Below are 23,824 nucleotides of genomic sequence, written 5' to 3' on the forward strand. Positions count from 1 at the left end.
GGAAGCCCTCGCCCGGCGTCTTTTTTTATTCTCATTGCCTTAGTCGTCGACCGCCAAACCATCCGGCCAGGCATGCACCACTGCTTTAATCAGCGTGGCCAGCGGAATGGCGAAGAAGACGCCCCAGAATCCCCACAGTCCGCCAAAGATCACCACCGACAGGATAATTACCAGCGGGTGTAAATTGACCGCTTCCGAGAATAGCACCGGAACCAGCAGGTTACCGTCCAGCCCCTGAATAATCAGATAGACCGCAAACAGGCTCCAGAACTCGGTGCCAGCGCCAAACTGAAACAGCGCCACCCCCACCACCGGAATGGTCACCACAAACGCGCCGATATAGGGGATCAGCACCGAGAAGCCCACCAGCACCGCCAGCAGCAACGAGTAGTTGAGGCCAAAGAGAATAAAGCCTATCCAGGTGGCGACGCTGACGACAATCATCTCCAGCACCTTGCCGCGAATGTAGTTGGTGATCTGCTGGTTCATCTCTTTCCACACCTGCCCGGCAAGCCCGCGATTGCGCGGCAGAACGCGGCGCACCGCGTTGAGCATCTGCTCTTTATCCTTCAGCAGGAAGAAGACCATCAGCGGCACCAGCACCAGATAGACCGCCAGGGTGAGTAACCCCACCAGCGAGGCCAGAGAGTACTTAACCACCGAGTCGCCCACCGTCAGCATCCGGGTGCGCATATTTTCCGCCATCGCATCGATAATGCCGGCATCCATTAACGCCGGATAGCGCCGCGGCAGCGTGGCGGCGAAATCAGAGAGCTTATTTAGCATGCCCGGCATATCGCGGATGAGGTAGATCCCTTGCTGCCAGGCTACCGGCAGCACCACAAAGGCCAGCAACAGCAGGATGCCCACAAAGAGGATCAGCACCAGCGAGGTGGCCCAGGTGCGCGACAGACCGATGCGCTCCAGACGAACGGTCGGCCACTCCAGCAGATAGGCCAGCACGATAGCCACCAGCAACGGGGCCAGCAGGCCGCTGAAAAAGAACATAATGCCGAAACCGGCAAGCAAAATAACCAGCAGCGCTATCGCCTCAGGGTCGCTGAATCGACGGCGGTACCACTGCATTAACATCTCAAGCATAAAACCTTCCCTGAAGGGCCAAGCGGCGACAATCCGGGGAATTGTATCGAAATGTCACAAAAAAGACTTCGCTTTTTGATGCGCCGCAGTCAAACCGTTCTCCGCCATGAAGAACATATTTTCAAGGCGGCCAACGCCAGCTAAACTCGCTGGGATGCGGCCAGGGAACATTACGCCGCACAATCGGTCAAACTGGCACACCCACATTACAGGACAGAGGTTATGTTCAGGCAGTTGAAGAAAACGCTGGTGGCGACCGCGATCGCGTCGCTGACGCTGGGTTCGATAGGTCCTGCTTTTGCTGACTCCGCAGATACCCTGCCGGACATGGGAACCTCCGCAGGAAGCACGCTGTCAATCGGTCAGGAAATGCAGATGGGGGATTACTACGTCCGCCAACTGCGCGGTAGCGCGCCGCTGATCAACGACCCTCTGCTGGTGCAATATATCAACGGGCTGGGTATGCGTCTGGTGGCTCACGCCAACTCGGTGCGTACCCCGTTCCACTTCTATTTGATTAATAACGACCAGATCAACGCCTTCGCCTTCTTCGGCGGCAATGTGGTCCTCCACTCCGCCCTGTTCCGCTACTCTGATAACGAGAGCGAACTGGCCTCTGTCATGGCGCACGAAATCTCCCACGTGACGCAGCGGCATCTCGCCCGCGCGATGGAAGATCAGAAGCGCAACGCGCCGCTGACCTGGGTCGGCGCGCTGGGTTCAATTTTGCTGGCGATGGCCAGCCCGCAGGCCGGAATGGCGGCCCTGACCGGGACGCTGGCCGGTACTCAGCAGGGTATGATCAGCTTCACCCGCCAGAACGAAGAAGAAGCCGACCGGATTGGCATTCAGGTTCTGCAGCGCTCGGGTTTCGACCCGCAGGCTATGCCGATGTTTATGGGTAAACTGCTTGACGAGTCGCGCTACTCGACGCGACCGCCGGAAATGTTGCTCACCCACCCCCTGCCGGAAAGCCGACTGGCCGATGCCCGTAACCGCGCCAACCAGATGCGCCCGGTGGTGGTACAGTCCTCGGCGGACTTCTATCTGGCGAAGGCGCGTACCCTCGGGATGTACACCAACGGCGACAACAAGCTGGGCACCGATCTGCTGAACGCCTGGGATAAAGGCAATATCCGCCAACAGCATGCCGCCCAGTATGGTCGCGCTCTGCTGGCGATGGAAAGCAATAACTTTGACCAGGCACGCAAAACGCTGCAGCCGCTGCTCAACGCCGACCCGCAAAATGCCTGGTATCTCGATCTGGCCACCGATATCGACCTCGGACAGAAGAAAACCAGCGACGCCATCAATCGCCTTAAAAACGCCCGCGAGCTGCGTACTAATCCGGTGCTGCAGCTGAACCTGGCCAACGCCCTGCTGCAGGGCGGGCAGCCCGGGGAAGCGGCGACCATTCTGAACCGGTATACCTTTACCTATAAAGAGGATGGCAACGGCTGGGACCTGCTGGCCCAGGCGGAAGGCGCGCTGGGCAATCGCGATCAGGAGCTGGCGGCGCGGGCTGAAAGCATGGCGCTGGTCGGCCAGCTGGAGCAGGCGATTTCCCTGCTCAGCAGCGCCAGCTCGCAGGTGAAACTCGGTAGCCTGCAGCAGGCACGTTACGATGCCCGTATCGATCAGCTACGCGATCTGCAGGCTCGCTTCCGTCCCTATCAAAAAATGTAAGGAGACCCCATGACCGACGCGGTAAAAATTTACCATAACCCACGCTGCTCCAAGAGCCGCGAAACGCTGAGCCTGCTGCAGAGCCGCGGCATCGATCCTGAGGTGGTGCTTTATCTTGAGACGCCACCGGATGCCGGGACGCTGCGCCAGCTGCTGCAGCTGCTGGGTATGGAGAGCCCCCGCGAGCTCATGCGCCAGAAAGAGGATCTGTATAAATCGCTCAATCTGGCCGACCCGGCTCTCAGCAACGCGGCGCTGATACAGGCGATGGTCGACAATCCGAAACTCATCGAGCGCCCTATCGTCGTCAGCCGCGGCCAGGCGCGTATTGGCCGCCCGCCGGAACAGGTTCTTGAGATCGTAAGCTAACTCACCCGCGCCGCGCTTGCGCGGCGCTTTTTTTACGTGGGCGATTCCAGATCTTTCACGCCAATATCTCCCGCCCGCCGGACGGTGCTACTGTTCATCCATCGCTCAATCCACTGGACGGATGAACATGAAAAAGCCGACCTCCACGCCCCATGACGCCGTGTTTAAGACCTACCTCTCCCATCCCGATACCGCCCGTGATTTCCTGCAGCTGTATCTGCCCGAGACGCTGCTTAAAGTGTGCGATCTGCGTACACTGCATCTCGAGTCCGGGCATTTTGTCGAAGACGATCTGCGTCCCTTTTACGCCGACATTTTGTATTCCCTGAAAACCACGGCGGGCGACGGTTATATTTATGCGCTTATCGAACACCAGAGCACGCCCGACCGGCATATGGCCTTTCGTCTGATGCGCTACGCCATCGCCGCCATGCAGCGCCATCTCGATGCCGGCCACGATCGCCTGCCGCTGGTGATCCCTGTTCTCTTCTACCACGGTCTGGTGAGCCCCTATCCGTTCTCTCTGCGCTGGCTCGATGAATTCGTCGCTCCGGAGCTGGCCGGCCACCTTTATCACGGGGCGTTTCCGCTGGCGGACATAACCGTCATTCCGGATGACGAGATTGCCACCCACCAGCGCATGGCAACGCTGGAGTTACTGCAAAAACATATTCGACAACGCGATCTGGCGCAGCTCCTCGACAAGCTGAGCGAATTATTATTGACTGGACTGGCGACGGAATCGCAGGTACAAGCCCTGATGCACTATCTGGTACAGGCAGGCAACACGCGCGAGCCGATTAAATTCATTCGCGAGCTGGCGTTACGTACGCCGCAGCATAAGGAGACGTTGATGACGATTGCGGAATATCTGGAACAACAGGGGCTGGAGCGGGGCCTGGCGCAAGGCCGTCAGGAAGGACGGAAAGAAGAGGCGCAGCGCATCGCTGTCGCTATGCTGCACAGCGGCCTTCCGCGCGACCTGGTCGCCCGGTTGACCGGGCTGACGGAGCAGGAGCTGACTCCCCTGGCGGACTAAAGCTTAAGGATCTCTTTCACGAAGGGGATCGTCAGCTTGCGCTGAGCGGTAATCGAGGCATGATCCAGCTGATCGAGGGTCATAAACAGCGAACGCATCTCGCGATCCAGCCGCTTCAGCAGGAAGCGGCACACATCTTCAGGCATCTCGAAGCCGCGCAGTCTGGCGCGCAGCTGCAGCGCCTGCAGTTTGTCTTCATCCGACAGCGGCTGCAGCTTATAGATCTGCCCCCAGTCCAGCCGTGAGGCCAGATCCGGCAGGCCAAGATTCAGCTGCCGCGGCGGCCGATCGCCGGTGATCAGCAGCCGGGTTTTGCCTGATTCCAGGATCCGGTTATAGAGATTAAAGATGGCCATCTCCCAGGGCTCATCGCCGGCGACGCACTCGATGTTATCGATGCACACCAGCGCCAGCTGTTCCATCCCCTCCAGCACCTCGGGCACAAACCACGTCCGTTTATCCAGCGGCACGTAGCCTACCGCATCCCCGCGCTGGGAAAGCTCCGCGCAGGCGGCGTGTAACAGGTGGCTACGACCTGCCCCTTCACGTGACCAGATATAAATGTACCCGCTGTGTTCCTGGCGCAGTACGTTCTGGAGGGCGGCAAGTAGGGAAGGATTATCACCCGGCCAGAAACTCGCGAAGGTTTCGTCGTCAGGAAGATACAGTGGCAAAGAGAGCTGTGCCGGTGCGTTCAGATGGACCTCAACATAGGCTTACAGAAAAACGCGAAGAGTTTACCACAGATTTAGGTCAGGAGAGAACCGGGCGGGATCGCCGCCCGGTCAGGCGATCGTTATTTAAACTCTTCGCTATCCGCCGCGTCGAGGACCACCTCTTCCGGACGCAGGACGCTGATAAGCTTGAAAATCAGGCTGAGGGCGATGCCCACGATAGTCGCCAGCGCCATCCCTTTCAGCTCGGCGGCGCCAATGTGCACTTTAGCGCCGCTAACGCCGATGATCAGGATCACGGAGGTGAGGATCAGATTCTGCGCTTTACTGTAATCCACCTTCGATTCAATCAGTACGCGGATCCCCGAGGCGCCGATCACCCCGTACAGCAGCAGGGAAACGCCGCCCATCACCGGCACCGGGATGATCTGGATAGCCGCCGCCAGTTTGCCGACGCAGGAGAGCAGAATCGCAATGATCGCCGCGCCGCCGATTACCCAGGTGCTGTAGACCCGGGTAATCGCCATCACGCCGATATTTTCACCGTAGGTAGTGTTGGGCGTCGAACCGAAGAAGCCGGAAACGATCGTCGACAGGCCGTTGGCAAACATCGAACGATGCAGGCCCGGGTCGCGGATCAGATCGCGCTTAACGATATTGGCGGTCACCACCAGATGCCCCACGTGCTCGGCAATCACCACCAGCGCGGCGGGCAGTATGGTGAAGATAGCAAACCACTCAAAGCGCGGAGTGTAGAAAGTCGGCAGCGCGAACCAGTGCGCCTCGGCGATCGGGGTGGTATCGACCACGCCCATCACAAACGACAGCGCATAGCCCACCAGCACGCCGATCAGGATCGGAATAATCGCCAGGAAGCCGCGGAACAGCACGGATCCGAACACCGTCACCGCCAGGGTCACCATCGAGATAATAATGGTTTTACTGTCCGGTGACTGGCCGTCGGCCGGCAGCAGCCCGGCCATATTAGCCGCCACGCCCGCCAGTTCGAGGCCGATAACCGCCACGATGGCGCCCATCGCCGCCGGCGGGAACATCACATCCAGCCAGCCGGTACCGGCTTTTTTGACAATAAAGGAGACGAGGCAGAACAGCACGCCGCACATAATAAAGCCGCCCAGCGCCACTTCGTAGCCCAGCGGCAACAGCAGCAGCACCGGGGAGATAAAAGCGAAGCTTGATCCCAGATAAGCGGGAATTTTGCCTTTACAGATAAAGAGGTACAACAGCGTACCGATGCCGTTGAACAGCAGGACGGTGGCCGGGTTAATGTGGAACAGAATAGGCACCAGTACCGTTGCGCCAAACATGGCGAACAGATGTTGCAAACTAAGCGGGATTGTCTGTAAAAGCGGCGGTCTTTCACTCACCCCGATGGCACGGCGCGTCATAGTGTATTCCTCTGAGAGTCGTCTGTTATTTGCTGTGGATTACTTTTATTCAAAAAAAAGCCGACTCTCAAAGTCGGCTTTTTTCGCGGTATATTTTATTTCGTTCCAAAAATCTTGTCGCCGGCATCGCCGAGACCGGGAATGATATACCCGTGCTCGTTCAGTCCCTTATCGACAGAGGCGGTGTACAGCTCAACGTCCGGGTGGGCTTTCTCCAGCGCGGCAATCCCTTCCGGTGCCGCCACCAGCACCAGCACCTTGATGCTGGTGCAGCCGGCGTTTTTCAGCAGATCGATAGTGGCGATCATCGACCCACCGGTGGCCAGCATCGGGTCAACGACCAGCGCCATACGTTCATCGATGTTAGACACCAGTTTCTGGAAGTAAGGCACCGGCTCGAGGGTTTCTTCATTGCGATAGATACCGACTACGCTGATACGCGCGCTTGGCACGTGCTCCAGCACCCCTTCCATCATGCCGAGGCCAGCGCGCAGGATAGGCACAACGGTAATTTTCTTGCCCTTGATCTGCTCGACTTCCACCGGACCGTTCCAGCCTTCAATAGTGACTTTCTCAGTCTCCAGATCGGCGGTGGCTTCATAAGTCAGTAAGCTGCCCACTTCTGAGGCGAGTTCACGGAAGCGTTTGGTGCTGATGTCGTGCTCGCGCATCAGGCCCAGCTTGTGTTTGACGAGTGGGTGTTTGACTTCCACAATCTTCATTCTCTTTCTCCTCTGAGGGGCAGCCACAAAAAAAATCGCGGGATTATACCGCTTTTTGCGGATTGTGCCATACCCATCTTGCTTGACGTATATCAAGCAAAGTGATTTAGAGACAAAAAAACCGGAGGCGAGGCTCCGGCTTGGGTGCGGGGTGCAGTCCATACGCTTACGCGGGCCTACGTGTATTGTAGGTCGGTTAAGCGTTAGCGCCACCCGACTACGACAGCTTCTCCCCGTTGCTGGCAATTACCTGCTGATACCAGGCAAAGGACTTTTTCCGGCTGCGTGCCAACGTGCCATTGCCTTCATTATCTTTATCGACATAAATAAAGCCGTAGCGTTTTTTCATTTCCCCCGTGCCGGCGGAAACCAGATCGATACAGCCCCAGGGGGTGTAGCCCATCAGATCGACGCCATCCTCGACCACCGCCTTTTTCATCTCCGCGATATGGGCGGAGAGATAATCGATACGATACTGGTCATTGACGCTGCCGTCCGCTTCGCGGACATCAATCGCGCCAAAGCCGTTTTCGACAATAAACAGCGGCAGCTGGTAGTGATCCCAGAACCAGTTCAGCGAATAGCGCAGGCCGACCGGGTCAATCTGCCAGCCCCAGTCCGACTTTTTGACGTACGGGTTGGAGACCAGGCTGGTGGTTTCATCATAATCAAGCAAGGGGTTGTCTTCGGTGGCTTTGGTAGCGAACGACATATAGTAGCTAAAGCCAATGTAGTCGACACAGCCCTCGGTTAACGCCTGACGATCGGCTTCGGTGATATCCAGAGTAAAGCCGCGGCGGGCAAAATAGTTGAGCAGATGCTGCGGATAGCGACCGCGCACGTGGACGTCGGTAAACCAGTAACGGCGGTGCATGGCGTTCATCGCCATCATCATATCGTCCGGGGCGCAGGTCAGCGGATAGATGGGGCACATAGCGATCATGCAGCCAATCTGCAGCGCCGGGTTGATCTCGCGCGCCGCTTTCACCGCCAGGGCGCTGGCCACCAGCTCATAGTGCGCGGCCTGGTACATCACCGGTTCCCGGTCTTCATCCGGCAAATATTTCAAACCGGAGTTGGTGAAGGGGGCAAAGTCCTCATGGAAGTTGGCCTGGTTGTTGATCTCGTTAAAGGTCATCCAGTACTTCACTTTATGTTGATAGCGGGTGAAGACGACCCTGGCAAAGCGCACGAAAAAGTCGATTAGCTTGCGGTTGCGCCAGCCGCCGTACTCGGTGACCAGGTGATAAGGCATTTCAAAATGCGACAGCGTAATGACTGGCTCAATGCCGTGTTTCAGGCATTCGTCGAACAGATCATCATAAAACTGCAGGCCAGCCTCGTTGGGCTCCAGCTCATCGCCCTGCGGGAAAATACGCGTCCAGGCAATCGAGGTGCGAAAACATTTGAAGCCCATCTCGGCAAACAGCGCCAGGTCCTGTGGATAACGATGATAAAATCGATCGCCTCATGGTTCGGGTAGTTTTTCCCGGCCACCACGCCGTCGGTAATTTCCCGCGGCACGCCGTGGGCGCCGGCGGTCATCACATCCGCCACGCTGATCCCCTTGCCGCCCTCCTGCCAGCCGCCCTCTAACTGATGCGCTGCGACCGCGCCGCCCCACAGAAAACCTGCTTTAAATCCGGACATAGTCTCTCCCTAATGTCGATCGTCGTCTGGCGAACGATACAGCTGATTAAAATGGTAAACCGCACCAATCAGGCCGGCATCGTTACCGTGACTGACGGTATCGAGATAGTCGGCAATGCCGAACCAGGCCAGATGCTGGCGCAGTAGCGTCAGAAATCCTGGGCGTTCCACAACGCCGCCACCGATAAAAATGGTCTGCGGATCGAAGATATGGACGAGGTTATAAAGGCCATGGCCCAGGCCATTGAAGAACTCGGCGACCAGACGCTGACAAACCGGGTCGCCGGCGTCATAGCGGTCGAAAATCAGTTCGCCTGTCACGCTATCCAGCGGCGCGCCAATATGTTGCGCATAGCGATGGCGCAGCACCCGCAGAGTGCAGTTCTCATTCATTGAATAGCGACGAGGATCGCGTCCGCCGGGACGGTCGGTAAGCATATAGCCGAATTCGCCGGCACGAAAACGCGCCCCGTTGATCAGCTGGTGTTGGCAGAAAATCGCCCCACCGATGCCAGTACCGATAGTGAGCACCAGAAAATTGGCCATCTCCGCCGCTTTGCCCTGCCAGCGCTCGGCCAGCAGCACACAGTTGGCGTCGTTTTCCACCGAGACCGGCAGCCCGGTTCGCGTCTCGAGCCACGATTTCATGGCGAAGTTATCAAATCGACGGATAGCGCCGCCCATGGTGATAAGACCGCTGTGCGGATCGATATAGCCCGGCGCGCTGATGGCTATTCCTTCACACGACGGATGGGCCGCCAGCCACGACAGCATTGCCTGTAAGATCCGATCGCCATCGCTGTCATTGATTGACTGCCTGGCGGTTTCCAGCAGCCTGCCGTCGCGGGCCATCACGCCCATCTTTAACGCGGTGCCACCGATATCAAATGCCGCAATCTTCATTCATCCCTCTCCTGACCCGCGTCAATCACCGACAAAATGCGTGGCAAACCAACACGGAAACCGGTTTCAGTCGTATAATGAGGATTCCTTTACGTAGAGGCAAGCACCAGACTGTACCCGGTTTCATTTTCGTGAGCAGTATCAAATTTAACCATTCATCAGCGGTTTTACGCCAACTGTAAAGCAGGCTCGCAAACGTTTGCTTTCCCTGTTAGAATTGCGCCGATTTTTCTTGCTTACCGCAAACGCGTGGAGACTTCGCAGTGACCGATAAAACCTCTCTCAGCTATAAAGATGCCGGCGTGGATATTGATGCAGGCAACGCTCTCGTCGACCGTATTAAGGGCGTGGTGAAGAAAACCCGTCGCCCGGAAGTGATGGGGGGACTGGGCGGATTCGGCGCGCTGTGCGCACTGCCGCAGAAATACCGCGAGCCGGTACTGGTCTCCGGCACCGACGGCGTCGGTACCAAGCTGCGTCTGGCAATGGATCTGAAGCGTCACGACACCATCGGTATCGACCTGGTCGCCATGTGCGTGAACGACCTGGTGGTTCAGGGCGCTGAGCCGCTGTTTTTCCTGGATTATTACGCCACCGGTAAACTGGACGTCGATACCGCAGCCAGCGTCATCAACGGCATCGCCGAAGGCTGCCTGCAGTCCGGTTGCGCGCTGGTCGGTGGTGAAACCGCAGAGATGCCCGGGATGTACCACGGCGAAGATTACGACGTGGCGGGTTTCTGCGTCGGGGTAGTGGAAAAATCAGAAATCATCGACGGCAGCAAAGTGACCGATGGCGACGTGCTGGTGGCGCTGGCGTCCAGCGGCCCGCACTCTAACGGCTATTCGCTGGTGCGTAAGATCATTGAGGTTAGCGGCGTTGACCCACAAACTACCGACCTTGACGGTAAACCGCTGGCCGACCATCTGCTGGCGCCAACCCGCATCTATGTGAAATCGGTGCTTGATCTGATCGCCAGCGTTGACGTCCACGCTATTGCCCACCTGACCGGCGGCGGCTTCTGGGAAAACATTCCGCGCGTGCTGCCGGATAACACCCAGGCGATCATCGATGAGTCCTCCTGGCAGTGGCCATCCGTCTTCAACTGGCTGCAAACCGCCGGTAACGTCAGCCAGCATGAAATGTACCGTACCTTTAACTGCGGCGTAGGGATGATTATCGCCCTGCCGGCAGCGGAAGCGGACAAAGCGATTGCCCTGCTGAATGACAAAGGTGAAAACGCGTGGAAAATCGGGTATATCAAAGCCTCCGATTCCGAACAGCGTGTGGTCATTGCATGAAAAACATCGTGGTGCTGATTTCCGGTAGCGGCAGCAATTTGCAGGCGATCATCGACGCCTGCGGCCGGAAACAGATAAACGGCACCCTGCGTGCGGTATTCAGTAACAAGGCTGATGCGTTCGGCCTTGAGCGCGCGCGCCTGGCCGGCATCCCGGCCCATGCGCTGGCGCAAAGTCAGTTTGCCGACCGGGAAGCGTTCGATCGTCAGCTGATGCATGAAATCGACGCCTACGCCCCGGATCTGGTGGTGCTGGCAGGCTATATGCGTATCCTTAGCCCGGCGTTCGTCAGCCACTATCAGGGACGTCTGCTGAACATCCATCCCTCGCTACTGCCGAAGTATCCTGGCCTGCATACTCATCGTCAGGTGCTGGAGAACGGTGACGAGGAGCACGGTACCTCGGTGCACTTCGTCACCGATGAGCTGGACGGTGGGCCGGTTATCCTGCAGGCCAAGGTGCCGGTCTTCGTTGGCGACAGCGAGGAGGAAATCACGGCGCGGGTTCAGGCCCAGGAACATGCCATTTATCCGCTGGTCATCAGCTGGTTCGTCGATGGACGTCTGCGCATGGCAGGCAACCACGCCTGGCTGGATGAGCGACAGCTTCCCCCGCAGGGCTATGCCGCCGACGAATGAACAACCAGCCCCGCATGAGCACATCGCGGGGCTTTTTTTTAATTAAAAGTGTTTACTAATCAAACATCTCACAGAAATAATTCTTCTTACTGTCATATTGTTGTGACACAGTAAATCGCTACGCAGAAAAATTCGTCATAATAGTCTACGTCCTGTGAGTAAAACGGAGTGTGAGCGGTAATGGGCCAGGAAAAGCTATACATCGAAAAAGAACTCAGCTGGTTGTCTTTTAACGAACGCGTGCTGCAGGAAGCGGCGGACAAGAGTAACCCGCTGATTGAGCGCATGCGCTTCTTAGGGATTTACTCCAACAACCTGGATGAGTTTTACAAAGTGCGCTTCGCTGAGCTGAAGCGCCGGATTATTATCAGTGAAGAACAAGGCAGTACCGCCCATTCTCGCCACCTGTTAGGCAAAATTCAGGCCCGCGTTCTGAAGGCCGATCAGGAATTCGATAGTCTGTATAATGAACTGTTGCTGGAGATGGCGCGTAACCAGATCTTCCTGATCAACGAGCGCCAGCTGTCCGTCAATCAGCAGGCCTGGCTGCGCAACTACTTCAAGCAGTATTTACGCCAGCATATCTCGCCGATCCTGATCAACCGCGAAACGGACCTCGTGCAGTTCCTGAAAGATGATTACACCTATCTGGCGGTGGAGATTATCCGCGGGGAAAACATCAACTATGCTCTGCTGGAAATACCGTCGGATAAAGTGCCGCGCTTCGTGAACCTGCCGCCGGAAGCGCCGCGTCGCCGCAAGCCAATGATCCTCCTGGATAACATCCTGCGCTATTGCCTGGACGATATTTTTAAAGGCTTCTTTGATTACGATGCGCTGAACGCCTACTCGATGAAGATGACCCGTGACGCCGAGTACGATCTGGTGCATGAGATGGAGTCGAGCCTGATGGAGCTGATGTCCTCCAGCCTCAAGCAGCGCCTGACCGCCGAGCCGGTTCGCTTCGTCTACCAGCGCGATATGCCGGATGCGATGGTCGAAATGCTGCGCGATAAGCTCTCCATCTCCAACTACGACTCGATGCTGCCGGGCGGCCGCTACCACAACTTTAAAGACTTTATCGGCTTCCCGAATGTGGGTAAGGCCAATCTGGTCAATAAGCCTATGCCGCGCCTGCGTCATCTGTGGTTTGATAAATTCCGCAACGGCTTCGACGCCATTCGCGAACGCGACGTGCTGCTCTACTATCCCTATCACACCTTTGAGCACGTGCTGGAGCTGCTGCGTCAGGCCTCCTTCGACCCCAGCGTATTGGCGATCAAAATCAACATTTACCGCGTGGCCAAGGATTCGCGCATTATTGACGCGATGATCCACGCCGCCCACAACGGTAAGAAAGTCACCGTAGTGGTGGAGCTGCAGGCGCGCTTCGATGAAGAGGCTAACATTCACTGGGCGAAACGCCTGACGGAAGCCGGAGTCCACGTTATCTTCTCTGCGCCAGGTCTGAAGATCCACGCCAAGCTGTTCCTTATCTCGCGTAAAGAAGGCGATGAGGTGGTGCGCTACGCCCACATCGGCACCGGTAACTTTAACGAGAAGACGGCGCGGATCTACACCGACTATTCGCTGTTAACCGCCGATGCGCGCATTACCAATGAAGTCCGCCGGGTGTTTAACTTTATCGAGAACCCCTATCGTCCGGTTAGCTTCGACTACCTGTTGGTGTCGCCGCAGAACTCGCGTCGTCTGCTGTATGAGATGATCGATCGCGAGATCGCCAATGCGCAAAACGGGCAACCGTCCGGGATTACGCTGAAGCTGAACAACCTGGTGGATAAAGGTCTGGTGGACCGACTGTATGCCGCCTCCAGCTCCGGCGTGCCGGTTAATCTGCTGATCCGCGGCATGTGCTCGCTGATCCCGGGTCTGGAAGGTATCAGCGAAAATATCCGCGTCATCAGTATTGTGGACCGTTTCCTCGAGCACGACCGGGTCTACTGTTTTGAAAACGGTGGCGATAAACAGGTCTGGCTCTCCTCTGCCGACTGGATGACGCGTAACATCGATTATCGCATCGAAGTTGCCGCTCCGCTGCTCGATCCGCGTCTGAAGCAGCGGGTGCTGGATATTTTTGATATCCTGTTCAACGATACGGTAAAAGCGCGCTATCTTGATAAAGAACTGAGTAACCGCTATGTGCCGCGCGGCAATCGCCGTAAAGTGCGCGCGCAAATGGCGATTTACGATTATCTCAAATCACTCGAACAACCCGACTAACCTATGCCAATAAACGATAACACCCCTCGGCCGCAGGAGTTCGCTGCGGTTGACCTTGGTTCGAACAGTTTTCATATGGTGATCGCCCGTGTCGTCGACGGCGCCATGCAGATCATCGGACGCCTGAAACAGCGCGTACATCTGGCCGATGGCCTCGATGAAAACTCGGTGTTGAGCGAAGAAGCCATGACCCGTGGGCTGAACTGCCTGTCGCTGTTTGCCGAACGCCTGCAGGGGTTCTCCCCCTCCAGCGTCTGTATCGTCGGGACGCATACGCTGCGTCAGGCGACCAACGCGGCGGAGTTTCTTAAACGCGCGGAAAAAGTGATCCCCTACCCGATCGAGATCATCTCCGGTAATGAAGAAGCGCGCCTGATTTTTATGGGCGTTGAGCACACGCAGCCGGAGCGCGGCCGCAAGCTGGTGATTGATATCGGCGGTGGTTCAACCGAGCTGGTCATTGGCGAAGATTTTGAGCCCCGCCTGGTGGAAAGCCGCCGCATGGGCTGCGTGAGCTTCTCGCAGGCCTATTTCCCTGGCGGCGTTATCAATAAAGAAAACTTCCAGCGCGCGCGCCTGGCGGCGGTGCAGAAGCTGGAGACGCTGGCCTGGCAGTTCCGTATTCAGGGATGGACCGTGGCGCTGGGCGCCTCCGGCACCATTAAAGCCGCCCAGGAAGTGCTGGTGGCGATGGGCGAGAAGGACGGATTTATTACGCCGGAGCGCCTCGAGATGCTGGTAAATGAGCTGTTGAAGCATAAAAACTTCGACGCGCTCAGTCTGCCCGGTCTCTCAGAAGACCGTAAAGCGGTCTTTGCGCCTGGGCTGGCGATCCTCTGCGGTGTGTTTGACGCGCTGGCCATCAAAGAACTTCGTCTGTCCGATGGCGCGCTGCGCGAAGGTGTCCTGTACGAGATGGAAGGCCGCTTCCGCCACCAGGATATTCGTAGCCGCACGGCACAGAGTCTGGCAAATCAGTACAACATCGATCGCGAACAGGCGCGCCGGGTACTGGAAACTACCACCCAGATGCTGGAGCAGTGGCAGGAGCAGAATCCCAAGCTGGCCAATCCGCACCTCGCGGCGCTGTTGAAATGGGCGGTGATGCTCCATGAGGTAGGGCTGAATATCAACCACAGCGGCATGCATCGTCACTCGGCCTACATTCTCCAAAATAGCGACCTGCCGGGCTTCAATCAGGAGCAGCAGATGCTGATGGCCACCCTCGTACGCTATCATCGCAAAGCGATCAAGCTCGACGATCTGCCGCGCTTTACGCTATTCAGGAAAAAGCAGTTTCTGCCGCTAATTCAGCTACTGCGCCTGGGCGTACTGCTGAATAATCAGCGTCAGGCTACCACTACGCCGCCGACGCTGCGCCTGCAGACGGAAGCTCACCACTGGACGCTGACGTTTCCGCACAACTGGTTTAGCCAGAATGCGCTGGTGCTGCTGGATCTGGAAAAAGAGCAACAGTACTGGGAAGGCGTGCCGGAATGGATGCTGAAGATTGCTGAAGAAGAGCCAGACGCCTGATCGTATCTCTGGCTATCAACCGAGCCGGGCGCTTACGCCCGGCTTTTTGCTGCTCAGCCGGTCATCTCCTCCGCCAACTGCGTCAGAGGTACCGGTACCCCGATATCATAGCCCTGCATATAATCGATCCCCAGCGTGATGACCGCCTGACGTATTTCCGGCGACTCCACATATTCGGCCACCACCTGCATGTTCTTCATACGCGCCAGACGACAAATAGAGTCCACGACCTGGTAATCAAGACTGCTGGCAAGCAGATTGCGAATAAAACTGCCGTCGATTTTAAGAATGTCGACGTTCATTGTTTTTAACCGGGCGTAGCTGGCGTAGCCGGTACCAAAATCATCGATCGCCACCCGGCAGCCCAGCGCCCGCAGATGTTCTAAAGTCTGGCAGACCAGCTCGGGATTGCTGAGCGCGTAGTTCTCGGTCAGCTCGAAAATAATCTGCCATGGCTCAATGTTGTAGGCCTGCAGCAGCGCTTCGACCTCCTGAGGAAACTGGCTGCGGCTCAGCGACACCGGAGAAAGATTGATCGCCAGCCGCAGACCAGGCAGCGCCCGCCGGTTGGCGTCCATAAAGGCCAGCGTATGCTCAATAACCCACTGGTCCACCCGCGTGGACAGCCCAAACTCGTGCGCCACCGGCAAGAACTCGTTTGGCCCCGTTAGCTCACCCGACTCCCCTTCCATCCTCACCAGCACTTCATGATAGCGATCGCCGCGAATGCCCTGGATAGGCTGCGCCATCAGGACAAAATGGTCATGTTCCAGCGCTTTGAGAATGCGGTTCATCATCACGACTTTATCTTTCAGATCCTGCTGAACATGGCCCGCGCCGCGGCGCTGTAAATTTTCCGGATGGCCGCTGGCTAACGACATGTCGGCAATGGTGTTCAACTCGCCAAGCAGTAAATACAGATGCTTGACCGGCGAGCGAACGTTGCAATAGCTCATGCCGATCCGCGGCTGCAGGGGGACCCCGTCCCAGTGGAAACGGAACTGTCGCAGGGAGCGGTCAATTAAGTGAATGCGCGCCTGGTGCCCTTCGCTATTGAGACGGAACACTAAATCGTGACCGGCAAGATGATATACCGCTTCGTTGGGCTGCAGCAGCGTTCTCAGGTGGTTCGCCAGCATTTGCTTATACTGGATTCGCAAAAGTACCCCATAGTGGCGCCCCAGCAATTCAAGCTCAGGAATGCGCAGAAAACAGAGCGTCGACCAGCTCGTGCCGTTGAGCGCCCGGCTCAGCGCCCGCAAGTTCGGCATATGAACCACCGGGTCGAGGAAGGCCATCTGCCGGACGCGAGCGTAGATCAGCCGCTGCTGTGTCGCCAGCATCGCCGTATAGGCGACAATAAACGAGAATACCAGATAGCTTGATGACGTGATCGCCAACTGGGTGTTATAGCTTGGGTAAATTGGTAAGTAACGGTAATGAAAATGGATCACGGCAATCAGCACCGGCGTCCAGATCAGTGAGATAAAGCGATAGCCAAAACGCATGGCACCCCAGAGCATCACCGGCATCAGCAATGACAACGTATAATTCGTACTAAATATGGTGCTGCTATCATTAAGCGGCATCAATAATAGCCACAGTAGCAGAATTAATACCGTCGCCCAGCAAATAATTTCAATTTTTTTTATTTTTGGATCAATTTGTAAGCGAACCTGAGAAATAAAGCCGCGTAAATGAAAAGGATTACGAATGACCCGTAACACAAAATAACACAGCGGCATGCCGGTCAGGCACCCTACCATTAGCGCCTGAAAGGTGATTAATGAACGTAAACTAAATGGCGTAACGCCGGTCATTTCCGTTGTGCGCGGATGGAGTCCAAGATATTCGGCAATCTGTGACAAAATCAGAAAAATGACCGAGGGGAGCAGCATTTGCCAGAACAGACGATGCGGCATCAGTCGGACGTTGCCGTGTGAGACCTGCTGACGCTGGGGGACAAAAATGCGGTAGCCGCCCCAGCAGAGCACGCAGGGGATAAGGAAATGGAACAGTACACCGATGGACTGCTCAAACATCATGCCGTGGGCCAGAGTTAACAGCAGGCCAATAATAATGCCAGGGATCGCCGCCCAGCCAAAAAACATCATCAGGCTGAGCACCAGCGCCAGGGGAAGATAATACAAAAATACCATATGACCATTGAGCATGGTGTAGGTATTCGCCCATCTGGCGACCGGTAATAACAGCGCAGGCAGAACGAGCGGTAAAGCCCACCACTTGTCGCGATATTGTTGATAGTATTTTAATAAATTCATAGGTGCTCTACAGAGTGCCTCTGCTCCCGCGAGGCATATTCAGGCAGGCATCCAACCACCCATGCTGACCGCGTAAATAATAACGACACGGTAACGTCCGCTGATTTTAGTGGCCAAGAGAAGGAGACTATTGATATAAATCAACAAATGCTGACGCCAACATTAATAAATCTTATTTTTCCCGACATTTCACGGCTAATAAAGTGAGCATGTAAATACGACGATTATCTTATATAACATTAATTAATGTTTTCACTGCCGCACTTTTACATCTGCATCAATTGACCCCATCTCGTTCCTGTGCCTTAATACCCCCATCGCCCATCTTCGGGTATACTTCAAGGATCCTTTTGTGAGTCAGGCACCCAGTATGCGTAAACGACATCGATTTAACCGTCGCATGACCCGTATCGTACTGCTTATCAGCTTTCTCTTCTTCTTTGGACGCTTTGTCTACTCCTCCATCGGCGCCTGGTACCATCATCAGGATAAAAAAGCGTCGCAGGAGTCATCGCTCACCGTCGAGCCCTCCCCCCGCGAGTAATCCTTTGATTCTAATACTGCAAGCGCCACACTCCGCAGGCAGAGCCGCTCGCTGCTGAAGTACTGTCTTTGATGCGGTAATTTTGCCGTCGGCGATTTATAAGCGCACGGTATGCAGCAGGCGCAGCATTTCAGCGATACCTTTTGTCACAATTTTGTCCTGACGCATGACTACCGCCAGCTGTCGGTATAGCCGCGGCGCCAGCGAGTGTACGCGTAATCCGTCGCGATCCTCCACCCGCTCCACCGCCATGCGGGGCACGATGCTGTAGCCCAGCCCTGCCCGCACCATGCGCTTAATCGCCTCGATGCTCCCCAACTGCATTACCGGCGTCACCGCCAGTCCCGCCGAGCGGAACCAGCGGTCAATCAGATCCCGCGTGCCGCTACCCGCCTCGAAGGCAATGAGCGGCTGCGCCTGCAGCTCGGCGGGAGTATAAACCGCCGGCATCTCCGTCTCGCGGCTGGCATAGATGGTCACGAACTCCTCATCTAACATCGCAGTCACCGCCAGACTGCGCCCCTGCACGGGCAGCGTGACCAGCCCGAGATCGAGCCGGTTTTCTTCCACCGCGCGGACGATATCCAGCGTGTTGCCGGTGGTCACCCCCACCGTCAGCAGCGGGTGCTGCTGACGAAGATGCTGCAGCAGCGGTGGAAGAAGATGAATGCAGGCCGTCGCGCCTGTCCCCAGCGTCAACGATCCATTAACCTCCTGACTGAATGCGCTGACCGACTGCACCGCGCTATTCACCGCCCGATCGATCTGCTCGCTGTGGGCCAGCAATGCCATTCCTGCCGCCGTCGCCTTGATCCCACGTCCGGTTCGCTCCAGCAGCCTGGTCTGTAAAAACTGCTCCAGCTGACGTACCTGCAGGCTGACGGCAGGTTGGGAGATCCCCAGCGCGTCGGCGGCGGCAGAAAAGCTGCCGCGCTGTACGACCAGCCGGAAGGTCGCCAGATTTCCCAGGTTCAGTGTTGTCATAAAAGTTTCTCTTATACCGCGCATAAGGTGGCCGCTCTGCCAGAACAATAGCCTGCCGGGTATGCTCAGGACAACTGTCTTAACGGAATGAAAAACCATGGAAATAAACGCTATTCCCCGACGCCTTGCCTTCACCGCGGGCGGTCAGCAACTCATCAACTGGGGGATCTCTTTTTATATGCCCGGCACCTTTGCCGGGGCTATCGCCGCCGACAAAGGATGGTCCTTGCCGCAGATCTATCTCGGCCTGACGCTTGCGATGCTGATGATGGCCGCTGTCTCCCCGTTCGTTGCCAGGCTGCTGGCTCGCTTTGGCGGAAGACTGGTGGTCACCAGCGGTACCTTACTGATAGCCGCCAGCTGCGCCATGATGGCCTGGCGCCCTTCGCTGGCCGGCTGGTACGGCGCCTGGCTGCTGACCGGCATCGGCATGCGGCTCTCACTGTATGATGCGCTGTTCGCCGCAGTGGTGAATCTGTACGGTCAGCAGGCGCGGAAAACTATCTCTCATATCACTCTCGCTGGCGGTCTGGCCTCTGCCCTCTTCTGGCCGCTGGGCGAGGCGTTATTAACCATCATGCCCTGGCAGAATGCCCTGCGGATCTATGCGCTGTTTGGCCTGCTGAGCGCATGGCTGAGTTATCAACTGCCTCGCCAGCGGCTCAGTTCAGCGGCGAAATCACCAGCCTCGCCAGCGACAGCAGAGGGCGACCGGCGTAACGGGGCGCGTTACGCGATCTTTATTGCGCTGATCACCTTCATCTCTAACGGTACCTCTACCCATCTGCCGGAGTTTATCAGCCACTTTGGTCTGCCGGTTGCCGTCGGTATGCTGTGGGGATTCGGCCAGACCGGCGCCCGGCTGGGGGAAGTGCTGGCCGGTCCCCGGGTCACCTCACTCACGCTAACGCGTTTTACTGCGCTCGCCATGCCGCTCTGTTTTCTCCTTGGATTGAGCAGCACGACCTTTGCCGGATGCGCAGCCGGGTTTGTGCTGGGCTATGGCGCGATTAACGGGCTGGTGACGATTGTCAAAGCGACGCTGCCGCTGGCGCTGTTTAGCGCAGAAAGCTACGCCAGCCGCACGGGTCTCCTGCTGATCCCCGGGCAACTGATGGCAGCTGTTTCACCCTTTGCCTACGCATGGCTGAACCACCGGCTGGGCATTATCGGCGGAATGTGGGTGTCCACCGGGTTAACGTTGATCGTTGCCGGACTGGCGCTGGCGATGGTGCGCGAGGCGGGTAAGGCGCAGGATGAACGTAATGTAGAATATCCGGCAGCGGCCGTTGACCAACCGATAGCCAAAAACAACCTTGCTGAAGAGTAAACGTGGATCACTACGCCCTTGATAATTTACGCCTGCGCTTATAGCCATATGGCAGGCATTATTCATACTATAAATTTTTAATGAAAATACATTCACCAAATCAATAATGAAATTTTTAAGAGAATAGCAGGGCATGCTGTCACCTGCGAAAAATAACGATACCGCCTGTATTTTTCGCTTGCATAATGATCCAAAAAATAAAGCCAGTCGCCATCGGTAACATTAGCCACACCTCCGGTAACACAATTAGCTTTACTCTCTTCCTCATCGAAAACGTTCGAGCATAGCAAAGAATGAGCGCTAATTTTAATACCGTAGCAAAACCCGGCGGCAATCGATGCAATCTGGCCTGTCGGTATTGCTTTTATCTGGAAAACGAGGTTCCGCGTCCAGGGTATGCCACCATGGACGACCTCACGCTGGAAGCGTACATTCACAACACCATTTCATCGACCCCCTCGCAAAACGTCGAGTTTTGCTGGCAGGGCGGTGAGCCTACCTTATGCGGGCTGGATTTTTTTGCAAAGGTGGTCGAGCTCCAGCAGCGTTACCGTGGTAACAAAATCATCGCCAACAGCCTGCAAACCAACGGCATCTTGCTGAACGATAAATGGGCTCGTTTTTTGCGTCGTCATGGATTTCTGGTCGGATTATCCATTGATGGCCCTGCGTCACTCCACGACACCTGGCGTACGACGGGCTGCGGAAAACCCACCTGGGAAAAAGTTGTGCAGGCCATACGCTGCCTGCAGCAGCATGACGTTCCGGTAAATGCCATGGTGGTGGTCAGCCGCCAGTCTGCAAGCCAGGGGAAAAGTCTCTATCGCTGCCTGAGCCGCGAGCTAAACCTTCACCATCTCCAGTTTATTCCTCTCGTTGACTCCCCTGCTCCCTGGTCAGTTACCCCTGAGGGCTGGGGCAAATTTTTGTGCAGTGTTTTCGACGACTGGCTGGAAAACGATGTTGGCAGGGTGTTTATCCAGTACTTTGATAATCTGCTCGGCGTATGGGCCGGCCAGCCCGCCACGCTCTGCACCATGCAGCCTGTCTGTGGGCAGAGTTTACTGGTGGAGCAAAACGGCGATGTCTACAGCTGCGATCACTTTGTCTCAGCGGAATATAAACTGGGTAATCTGAAGCAAGATGCTATGGCAGCGATGGCGAGCTCGCCATTTCAGCAACAGTTCGGGAAGCAAAAGGGCCAACTCTCTGCCCGCTGTCAGAGCTGCCACTGGCGCTTTGCCTGCCATGGGGGATGCCCTAAACACCGTTTTACCATCCATGACGACGAAGCACAGAATTACCTGTGCAGCGGCTATTTAGCCTTTTTCGGCCATATCACGCCCTATATGAACGTCATGCGAAGGCTTTTATTAAATTGCCAGCCGCCCGCGCTCATTATGAGTCTTATCCCGGAGATTCGGCAAAATATATTACAATTAACGGAGTCTGAAGATGAAAGAACCAAATAAAATAGATGGAAATCGCCGCCATCTCCTCAAAGGTCTGGGGATTGCCGCTGTCGTGAGCCTGTTACCAGAGACGGGAAACGCCGCGCAAAATAATGCCGCCCCGAAAGCGGCATGGGATATTCCTTTCACCGGCGAAATCCCTGACACACTGCCCGAAGGCTACAATATTTTACTAATAACCTGCGATCAGGAACGTTATTTCGAGCGGTATCCCTTTCCGGTGCCGGGCCGGGAACGCCTGATGAAAACGGGTATCACTTTTACCAATCATCAGAACACGGCCAACGTTTGTACGCCATCGCGCTCTGTCATGTACACCGGGCTCCATATGCCGCACACCCGGATGTTTGATAATCTTGGCTTCCCCTGGATGAATTACGATCTGGACCCGGAATTACGTACCGTGGGCCATATGATGCGTGAACTGGGTTATTACACGGCGTATAAAGGTAAATGGCATCTTACCCGGGAGATCGATCAGCCGGTCGCTGGTAAATCGGTAGAAGAAATGGACCTGGGCGAGATCCCGACGCCGCGACTGCATGAAATTATGGAAAAGTATGGTTTCTCTGATTATCACGGCATTGGCGATGTCATCGGGAAAAGTAAGGGCGGCTATTTCTTTGATTCAGTCACCACGGGGCAGACCATTAGTTGGCTACGTAACACCGGCCGCCCGCTGAATGATGAAAATAAGCCCTGGTTCGCGGCAGTAAACCTGGTTAACCCCCACGATGTCATGTTTATCGACACCGATGAGCATGGTGAGCAGGTGCAGTGGAAAGGGCCAATGGATAAAGAAAACCACACCCTGCTGCCAACCCAACCCCCGCACAACCAAATCTATCAGCAAAGCTGGCCAGACTATCCGCTGCCTGCAAACCGCCACCAGCCGCTCGATGAGCCTGGCAGACCTGCCGCCCATAAAGAGTACCAGAATGCCAGGGCGGTGATGGAGGGACAGTTCCCCGATGAAGACCGGCGCTGGCGCAAATTACTGGATTATTATTTCAACTGTATTCGCGATAATGACCAGCATCTTGAGGCGATTCTCAATGAGCTGGATAACCTGCAGCTGACGCAAAATACGATTATCGTCTTTACCGCCGACCATGGGGAACTCGGAGGCTCCCACCAGATGCATGGTAAAGGTTCCTCGGTGTACAAAGAGCAGATCCATGTGCCGATGATCATTCGCCATCCGGCGTATCCGGGAAACATCCGCTGCAACAGTTTGACTAATCATCTGGATTTAGTACCGACCCTGATTGGTCTGACTGGACGCGATCGCTCGCTGCGAGAGAAAGTCCTGGAGGGCAGAAAAGGCCGGGATATGAGCCCATTACTGGCGCATCCTGAGCAAGCGGGCTTAAATGCGCTGCGTCCGGGTTCGCTTTATTGTTACGGCATGATCCTGTATATGGATGCGCAATACACGGCAAAATTCAGAAAGCTGGCTGGAGAAAAACTCCCGCACGATCAATTTAAAAAAGCGATCGCGTCACTCCATCCTGATTTTTCCCATCGCTCAGGGATCCGTATGATCAACGATGGACACTATAAATTTGCCCGCTACTTTTCGCTCAAGCAGCATCATATTCCTGCTACCCTGGCCGAGCTGCTGGAGAATAATGATGTTGAACTTTTCGATCTGGTTAACGACCCCGAAGAAAATCATAACCTCGCCCGGGAGCCAGAGAAATACCGGGATCTGTTAATGACAATGAACGATAAACTCAATCAGCTCACTGCCGCTGAGATTGGCGAAGATGATGGCAGCTATATGCCCCCGTTTGAAGGAAGCCAGTGGGACATGTCGGCGGCCCAGATGCATCAATATATGCGCGATTAGCGCTTGCCGTCAGGTGGGAGACCTTAATGTAGCAGCTATAAAAAAACCCTCTGTAAACACAGAGGGTTTCGTTTCATTCAGCTAACGCCGG

At 56.0% G+C, this 23,824-nt stretch carries 20 protein-coding genes; 11 read left to right on the forward strand and 9 right to left on the reverse strand.

Annotated elements, in window-relative coordinates:
* Nucleotides 1-39: 39 nt before the first annotated feature.
* Together KPHS_38870 and KPHS_38880 are read right to left on the reverse strand one after the other, a co-directional pair.
* Nucleotides 40-1,101: a putative permease gene (locus KPHS_38870; RefSeq protein ID YP_005228187.1), complete on the reverse strand. Its 1,062-nt coding sequence runs from the start codon at nucleotides 1,099-1,101 to the stop codon at nucleotides 40-42.
* A 54-nt stretch (nucleotides 1,102-1,155) separates the two neighbouring features.
* Nucleotides 1,156-1,272 carry a hypothetical protein gene (locus KPHS_38880; RefSeq protein YP_005228188.1) on the reverse strand — a complete coding sequence of 39 codons (117 nt, stop codon included), beginning with the start codon at nucleotides 1,270-1,272 and terminating at the stop codon, nucleotides 1,156-1,158.
* A 51-nt stretch (nucleotides 1,273-1,323) separates the two neighbouring features.
* Here KPHS_38880 and KPHS_38890 point away from each other — a divergent pair, with 51 nt between their 5' ends.
* The 3 genes from KPHS_38890 (at nucleotide 1,324) to KPHS_38910 (ending at nucleotide 4,195) form a co-directional block, all read left to right on the forward strand.
* Nucleotides 1,324-2,787, forward strand: coding sequence for a beta-barrel assembly-enhancing protease (locus KPHS_38890; RefSeq protein ID YP_005228189.1), 1,464 nt, complete (start codon nucleotides 1,324-1,326; stop codon nucleotides 2,785-2,787).
* A gap of 9 nt (nucleotides 2,788-2,796) precedes the next feature.
* On the forward strand, nucleotides 2,797-3,156 hold the full coding sequence (locus KPHS_38900) for a putative arsenate reductase (protein ID YP_005228190.1): 360 nt from the start codon (nucleotides 2,797-2,799) through the stop codon (nucleotides 3,154-3,156).
* A 127-nt stretch (nucleotides 3,157-3,283) separates the two neighbouring features.
* Entirely contained in the window at nucleotides 3,284-4,195 is a 912-nt protein-coding gene (locus KPHS_38910; RefSeq protein YP_005228191.1) for a putative transposase, YhgA-like protein, read from the forward strand.
* Here KPHS_38910 and KPHS_38920 read toward each other — a convergent pair.
* From KPHS_38920 to KPHS_38960, 5 genes are all read right to left on the reverse strand, one after another.
* A complete protein-coding gene (locus KPHS_38920) occupies nucleotides 4,192-4,869 on the reverse strand; it encodes a DNA replication initiation factor (RefSeq protein ID YP_005228192.1) in 678 nt (225 codons plus the stop codon). The genes KPHS_38910 and KPHS_38920 overlap by 4 nt on opposite strands.
* A 122-nt stretch (nucleotides 4,870-4,991) precedes the next feature.
* Nucleotides 4,992-6,278 carry a uracil transporter gene (locus KPHS_38930; RefSeq protein YP_005228193.1) on the reverse strand — a complete coding sequence of 429 codons (1,287 nt, stop codon included), beginning with the start codon at nucleotides 6,276-6,278 and terminating at the stop codon, nucleotides 4,992-4,994.
* Between the two features lie 95 nt (nucleotides 6,279-6,373).
* The gene (locus KPHS_38940; protein ID YP_005228194.1) at nucleotides 6,374-7,000 is read right to left on the reverse strand and encodes a uracil phosphoribosyltransferase; all 627 of its coding nucleotides are present in this window, start codon (nucleotides 6,998-7,000) and stop codon (nucleotides 6,374-6,376) included.
* 217 nt (nucleotides 7,001-7,217) lie between these two features.
* Nucleotides 7,218-8,417, reverse strand: coding sequence for a 6-phospho-beta-glucosidase (locus KPHS_38950; RefSeq protein YP_005228195.1), 1,200 nt, complete (start codon nucleotides 8,415-8,417; stop codon nucleotides 7,218-7,220).
* A gap of 242 nt (nucleotides 8,418-8,659) precedes the next feature.
* Nucleotides 8,660-9,553, reverse strand: coding sequence for a putative beta-glucoside kinase (locus KPHS_38960; RefSeq protein ID YP_005228196.1), 894 nt, complete (start codon nucleotides 9,551-9,553; stop codon nucleotides 8,660-8,662).
* A 263-nt stretch (nucleotides 9,554-9,816) separates the two neighbouring features.
* Here KPHS_38960 and KPHS_38970 point away from each other — a divergent pair, with 263 nt between their 5' ends.
* The 4 genes from KPHS_38970 to KPHS_39000 all read left to right on the forward strand — a co-directional run bounded on the left by KPHS_38970 (nucleotide 9,817) and on the right by KPHS_39000 (nucleotide 15,269).
* Nucleotides 9,817-10,854 carry a phosphoribosylaminoimidazole synthetase gene (locus KPHS_38970; protein ID YP_005228197.1) on the forward strand — a complete coding sequence of 346 codons (1,038 nt, stop codon included), beginning with the start codon at nucleotides 9,817-9,819 and terminating at the stop codon, nucleotides 10,852-10,854.
* Nucleotides 10,851-11,492, forward strand: coding sequence for a phosphoribosylglycinamide formyltransferase (locus tag KPHS_38980; RefSeq protein ID YP_005228198.1), 642 nt, complete (start codon nucleotides 10,851-10,853; stop codon nucleotides 11,490-11,492). The genes KPHS_38970 and KPHS_38980 overlap by 4 nt, the downstream gene beginning before the upstream one ends.
* 180 nt (nucleotides 11,493-11,672) lie before the next feature.
* Nucleotides 11,673-13,733, forward strand: coding sequence for a polyphosphate kinase (locus KPHS_38990; RefSeq protein ID YP_005228199.1), 2,061 nt, complete (start codon nucleotides 11,673-11,675; stop codon nucleotides 13,731-13,733).
* A 75-nt stretch (nucleotides 13,734-13,808) separates the two neighbouring features.
* Nucleotides 13,809-15,269, forward strand: a complete 1,461-nt coding sequence (locus KPHS_39000) for an exopolyphosphatase (protein YP_005228200.1) — start codon at nucleotides 13,809-13,811, stop codon at nucleotides 15,267-15,269.
* 53 nt (nucleotides 15,270-15,322) lie between these two features.
* On the opposite strand, the gene KPHS_39010 is transcribed toward KPHS_39000, so the two are convergent.
* Nucleotides 15,323-17,551: a putative cytochrome C-type biogenesis protein gene (locus tag KPHS_39010; protein YP_005228201.1), complete on the reverse strand. Its 2,229-nt coding sequence runs from the start codon at nucleotides 17,549-17,551 to the stop codon at nucleotides 15,323-15,325.
* A gap of 370 nt (nucleotides 17,552-17,921) precedes the next feature.
* On the opposite strand from KPHS_39010, the gene KPHS_39020 reads away from it, so the two are divergent.
* Nucleotides 17,922-18,095, forward strand: coding sequence for a putative inner membrane protein (locus tag KPHS_39020; RefSeq protein ID YP_005228202.1), 174 nt, complete (start codon nucleotides 17,922-17,924; stop codon nucleotides 18,093-18,095).
* 96 nt (nucleotides 18,096-18,191) lie between these two features.
* Here KPHS_39020 and KPHS_39030 read toward each other — a convergent pair whose 3' ends face one another.
* Nucleotides 18,192-19,103, reverse strand: a complete 912-nt coding sequence (locus KPHS_39030; RefSeq protein ID YP_005228203.1) for a LysR family transcriptional regulator — start codon at nucleotides 19,101-19,103, stop codon at nucleotides 18,192-18,194.
* Nucleotides 19,104-19,176: 73 nt separating this feature from the next.
* Between KPHS_39030 and KPHS_39040 the strand changes: the two genes are divergently transcribed.
* The 3 genes from KPHS_39040 (at nucleotide 19,177) to KPHS_39060 (ending at nucleotide 23,733) form a co-directional block, all read left to right on the forward strand.
* Nucleotides 19,177-20,409: a major facilitator superfamily transporter gene (locus KPHS_39040; protein YP_005228204.1), complete on the forward strand. Its 1,233-nt coding sequence runs from the start codon at nucleotides 19,177-19,179 to the stop codon at nucleotides 20,407-20,409.
* Between the two features lie 404 nt (nucleotides 20,410-20,813).
* Nucleotides 20,814-21,881 carry a putative arylsulfatase regulator gene (locus tag KPHS_39050; RefSeq protein ID YP_005228205.1) on the forward strand — a complete coding sequence of 356 codons (1,068 nt, stop codon included), beginning with the start codon at nucleotides 20,814-20,816 and terminating at the stop codon, nucleotides 21,879-21,881.
* On the forward strand, nucleotides 21,865-23,733 hold the full coding sequence (locus tag KPHS_39060) for a putative phosphatase/sulfatase (protein ID YP_005228206.1): 1,869 nt from the start codon (nucleotides 21,865-21,867) through the stop codon (nucleotides 23,731-23,733). Before KPHS_39050 ends, KPHS_39060 begins: the two co-directional genes overlap by 17 nt.
* Nucleotides 23,734-23,824: the final 91 nt, after the last annotated feature.

Source organism: Klebsiella pneumoniae subsp. pneumoniae HS11286, assembly GCF_000240185.1.
GTDB classification, from domain to species: domain Bacteria; phylum Pseudomonadota; class Gammaproteobacteria; order Enterobacterales; family Enterobacteriaceae; genus Klebsiella; species Klebsiella pneumoniae.

Coding starts and splice junctions, on each gene's coding strand:
- KPHS_38870 (YP_005228187.1), bottom strand. CDS start 1,101: ATGCTTGAGATGTTAATGCAGTGGTACCGCCGTCGATTCAGCGACCCT.
- KPHS_38880 (YP_005228188.1), bottom strand. CDS start 1,272: ATGTTCCCTGGCCGCATCCCAGCGAGTTTAGCTGGCGTTGGCCGCCTT.
- KPHS_38890 (YP_005228189.1), top strand. CDS start 1,324: ATGTTCAGGCAGTTGAAGAAAACGCTGGTGGCGACCGCGATCGCGTCG.
- KPHS_38900 (YP_005228190.1), top strand. CDS start 2,797: ATGACCGACGCGGTAAAAATTTACCATAACCCACGCTGCTCCAAGAGC.
- KPHS_38910 (YP_005228191.1), top strand. CDS start 3,284: ATGAAAAAGCCGACCTCCACGCCCCATGACGCCGTGTTTAAGACCTAC.
- KPHS_38930 (YP_005228193.1), bottom strand. CDS start 6,278: ATGACGCGCCGTGCCATCGGGGTGAGTGAAAGACCGCCGCTTTTACAG.
- KPHS_38940 (YP_005228194.1), bottom strand. CDS start 7,000: ATGAAGATTGTGGAAGTCAAACACCCACTCGTCAAACACAAGCTGGGC.
- KPHS_38950 (YP_005228195.1), bottom strand. CDS start 8,417: ATGGGCTTCAAATGTTTTCGCACCTCGATTGCCTGGACGCGTATTTTC.
- KPHS_38960 (YP_005228196.1), bottom strand. CDS start 9,553: ATGAAGATTGCGGCATTTGATATCGGTGGCACCGCGTTAAAGATGGGC.
- KPHS_38980 (YP_005228198.1), top strand. CDS start 10,851: ATGAAAAACATCGTGGTGCTGATTTCCGGTAGCGGCAGCAATTTGCAG.
- KPHS_38990 (YP_005228199.1), top strand. CDS start 11,673: ATGGGCCAGGAAAAGCTATACATCGAAAAAGAACTCAGCTGGTTGTCT.
- KPHS_39000 (YP_005228200.1), top strand. CDS start 13,809: ATGGTGATCGCCCGTGTCGTCGACGGCGCCATGCAGATCATCGGACGC.
- KPHS_39010 (YP_005228201.1), bottom strand. CDS start 17,551: ATGAATTTATTAAAATACTATCAACAATATCGCGACAAGTGGTGGGCT.
- KPHS_39020 (YP_005228202.1), top strand. CDS start 17,922: ATGCGTAAACGACATCGATTTAACCGTCGCATGACCCGTATCGTACTG.
- KPHS_39030 (YP_005228203.1), bottom strand. CDS start 19,103: ATGCGCGGTATAAGAGAAACTTTTATGACAACACTGAACCTGGGAAAT.
- KPHS_39040 (YP_005228204.1), top strand. CDS start 19,177: ATGGAAATAAACGCTATTCCCCGACGCCTTGCCTTCACCGCGGGCGGT.
- KPHS_39050 (YP_005228205.1), top strand. CDS start 20,814: ATGGACGACCTCACGCTGGAAGCGTACATTCACAACACCATTTCATCG.
- KPHS_39060 (YP_005228206.1), top strand. CDS start 21,865: ATGAAAGAACCAAATAAAATAGATGGAAATCGCCGCCATCTCCTCAAA.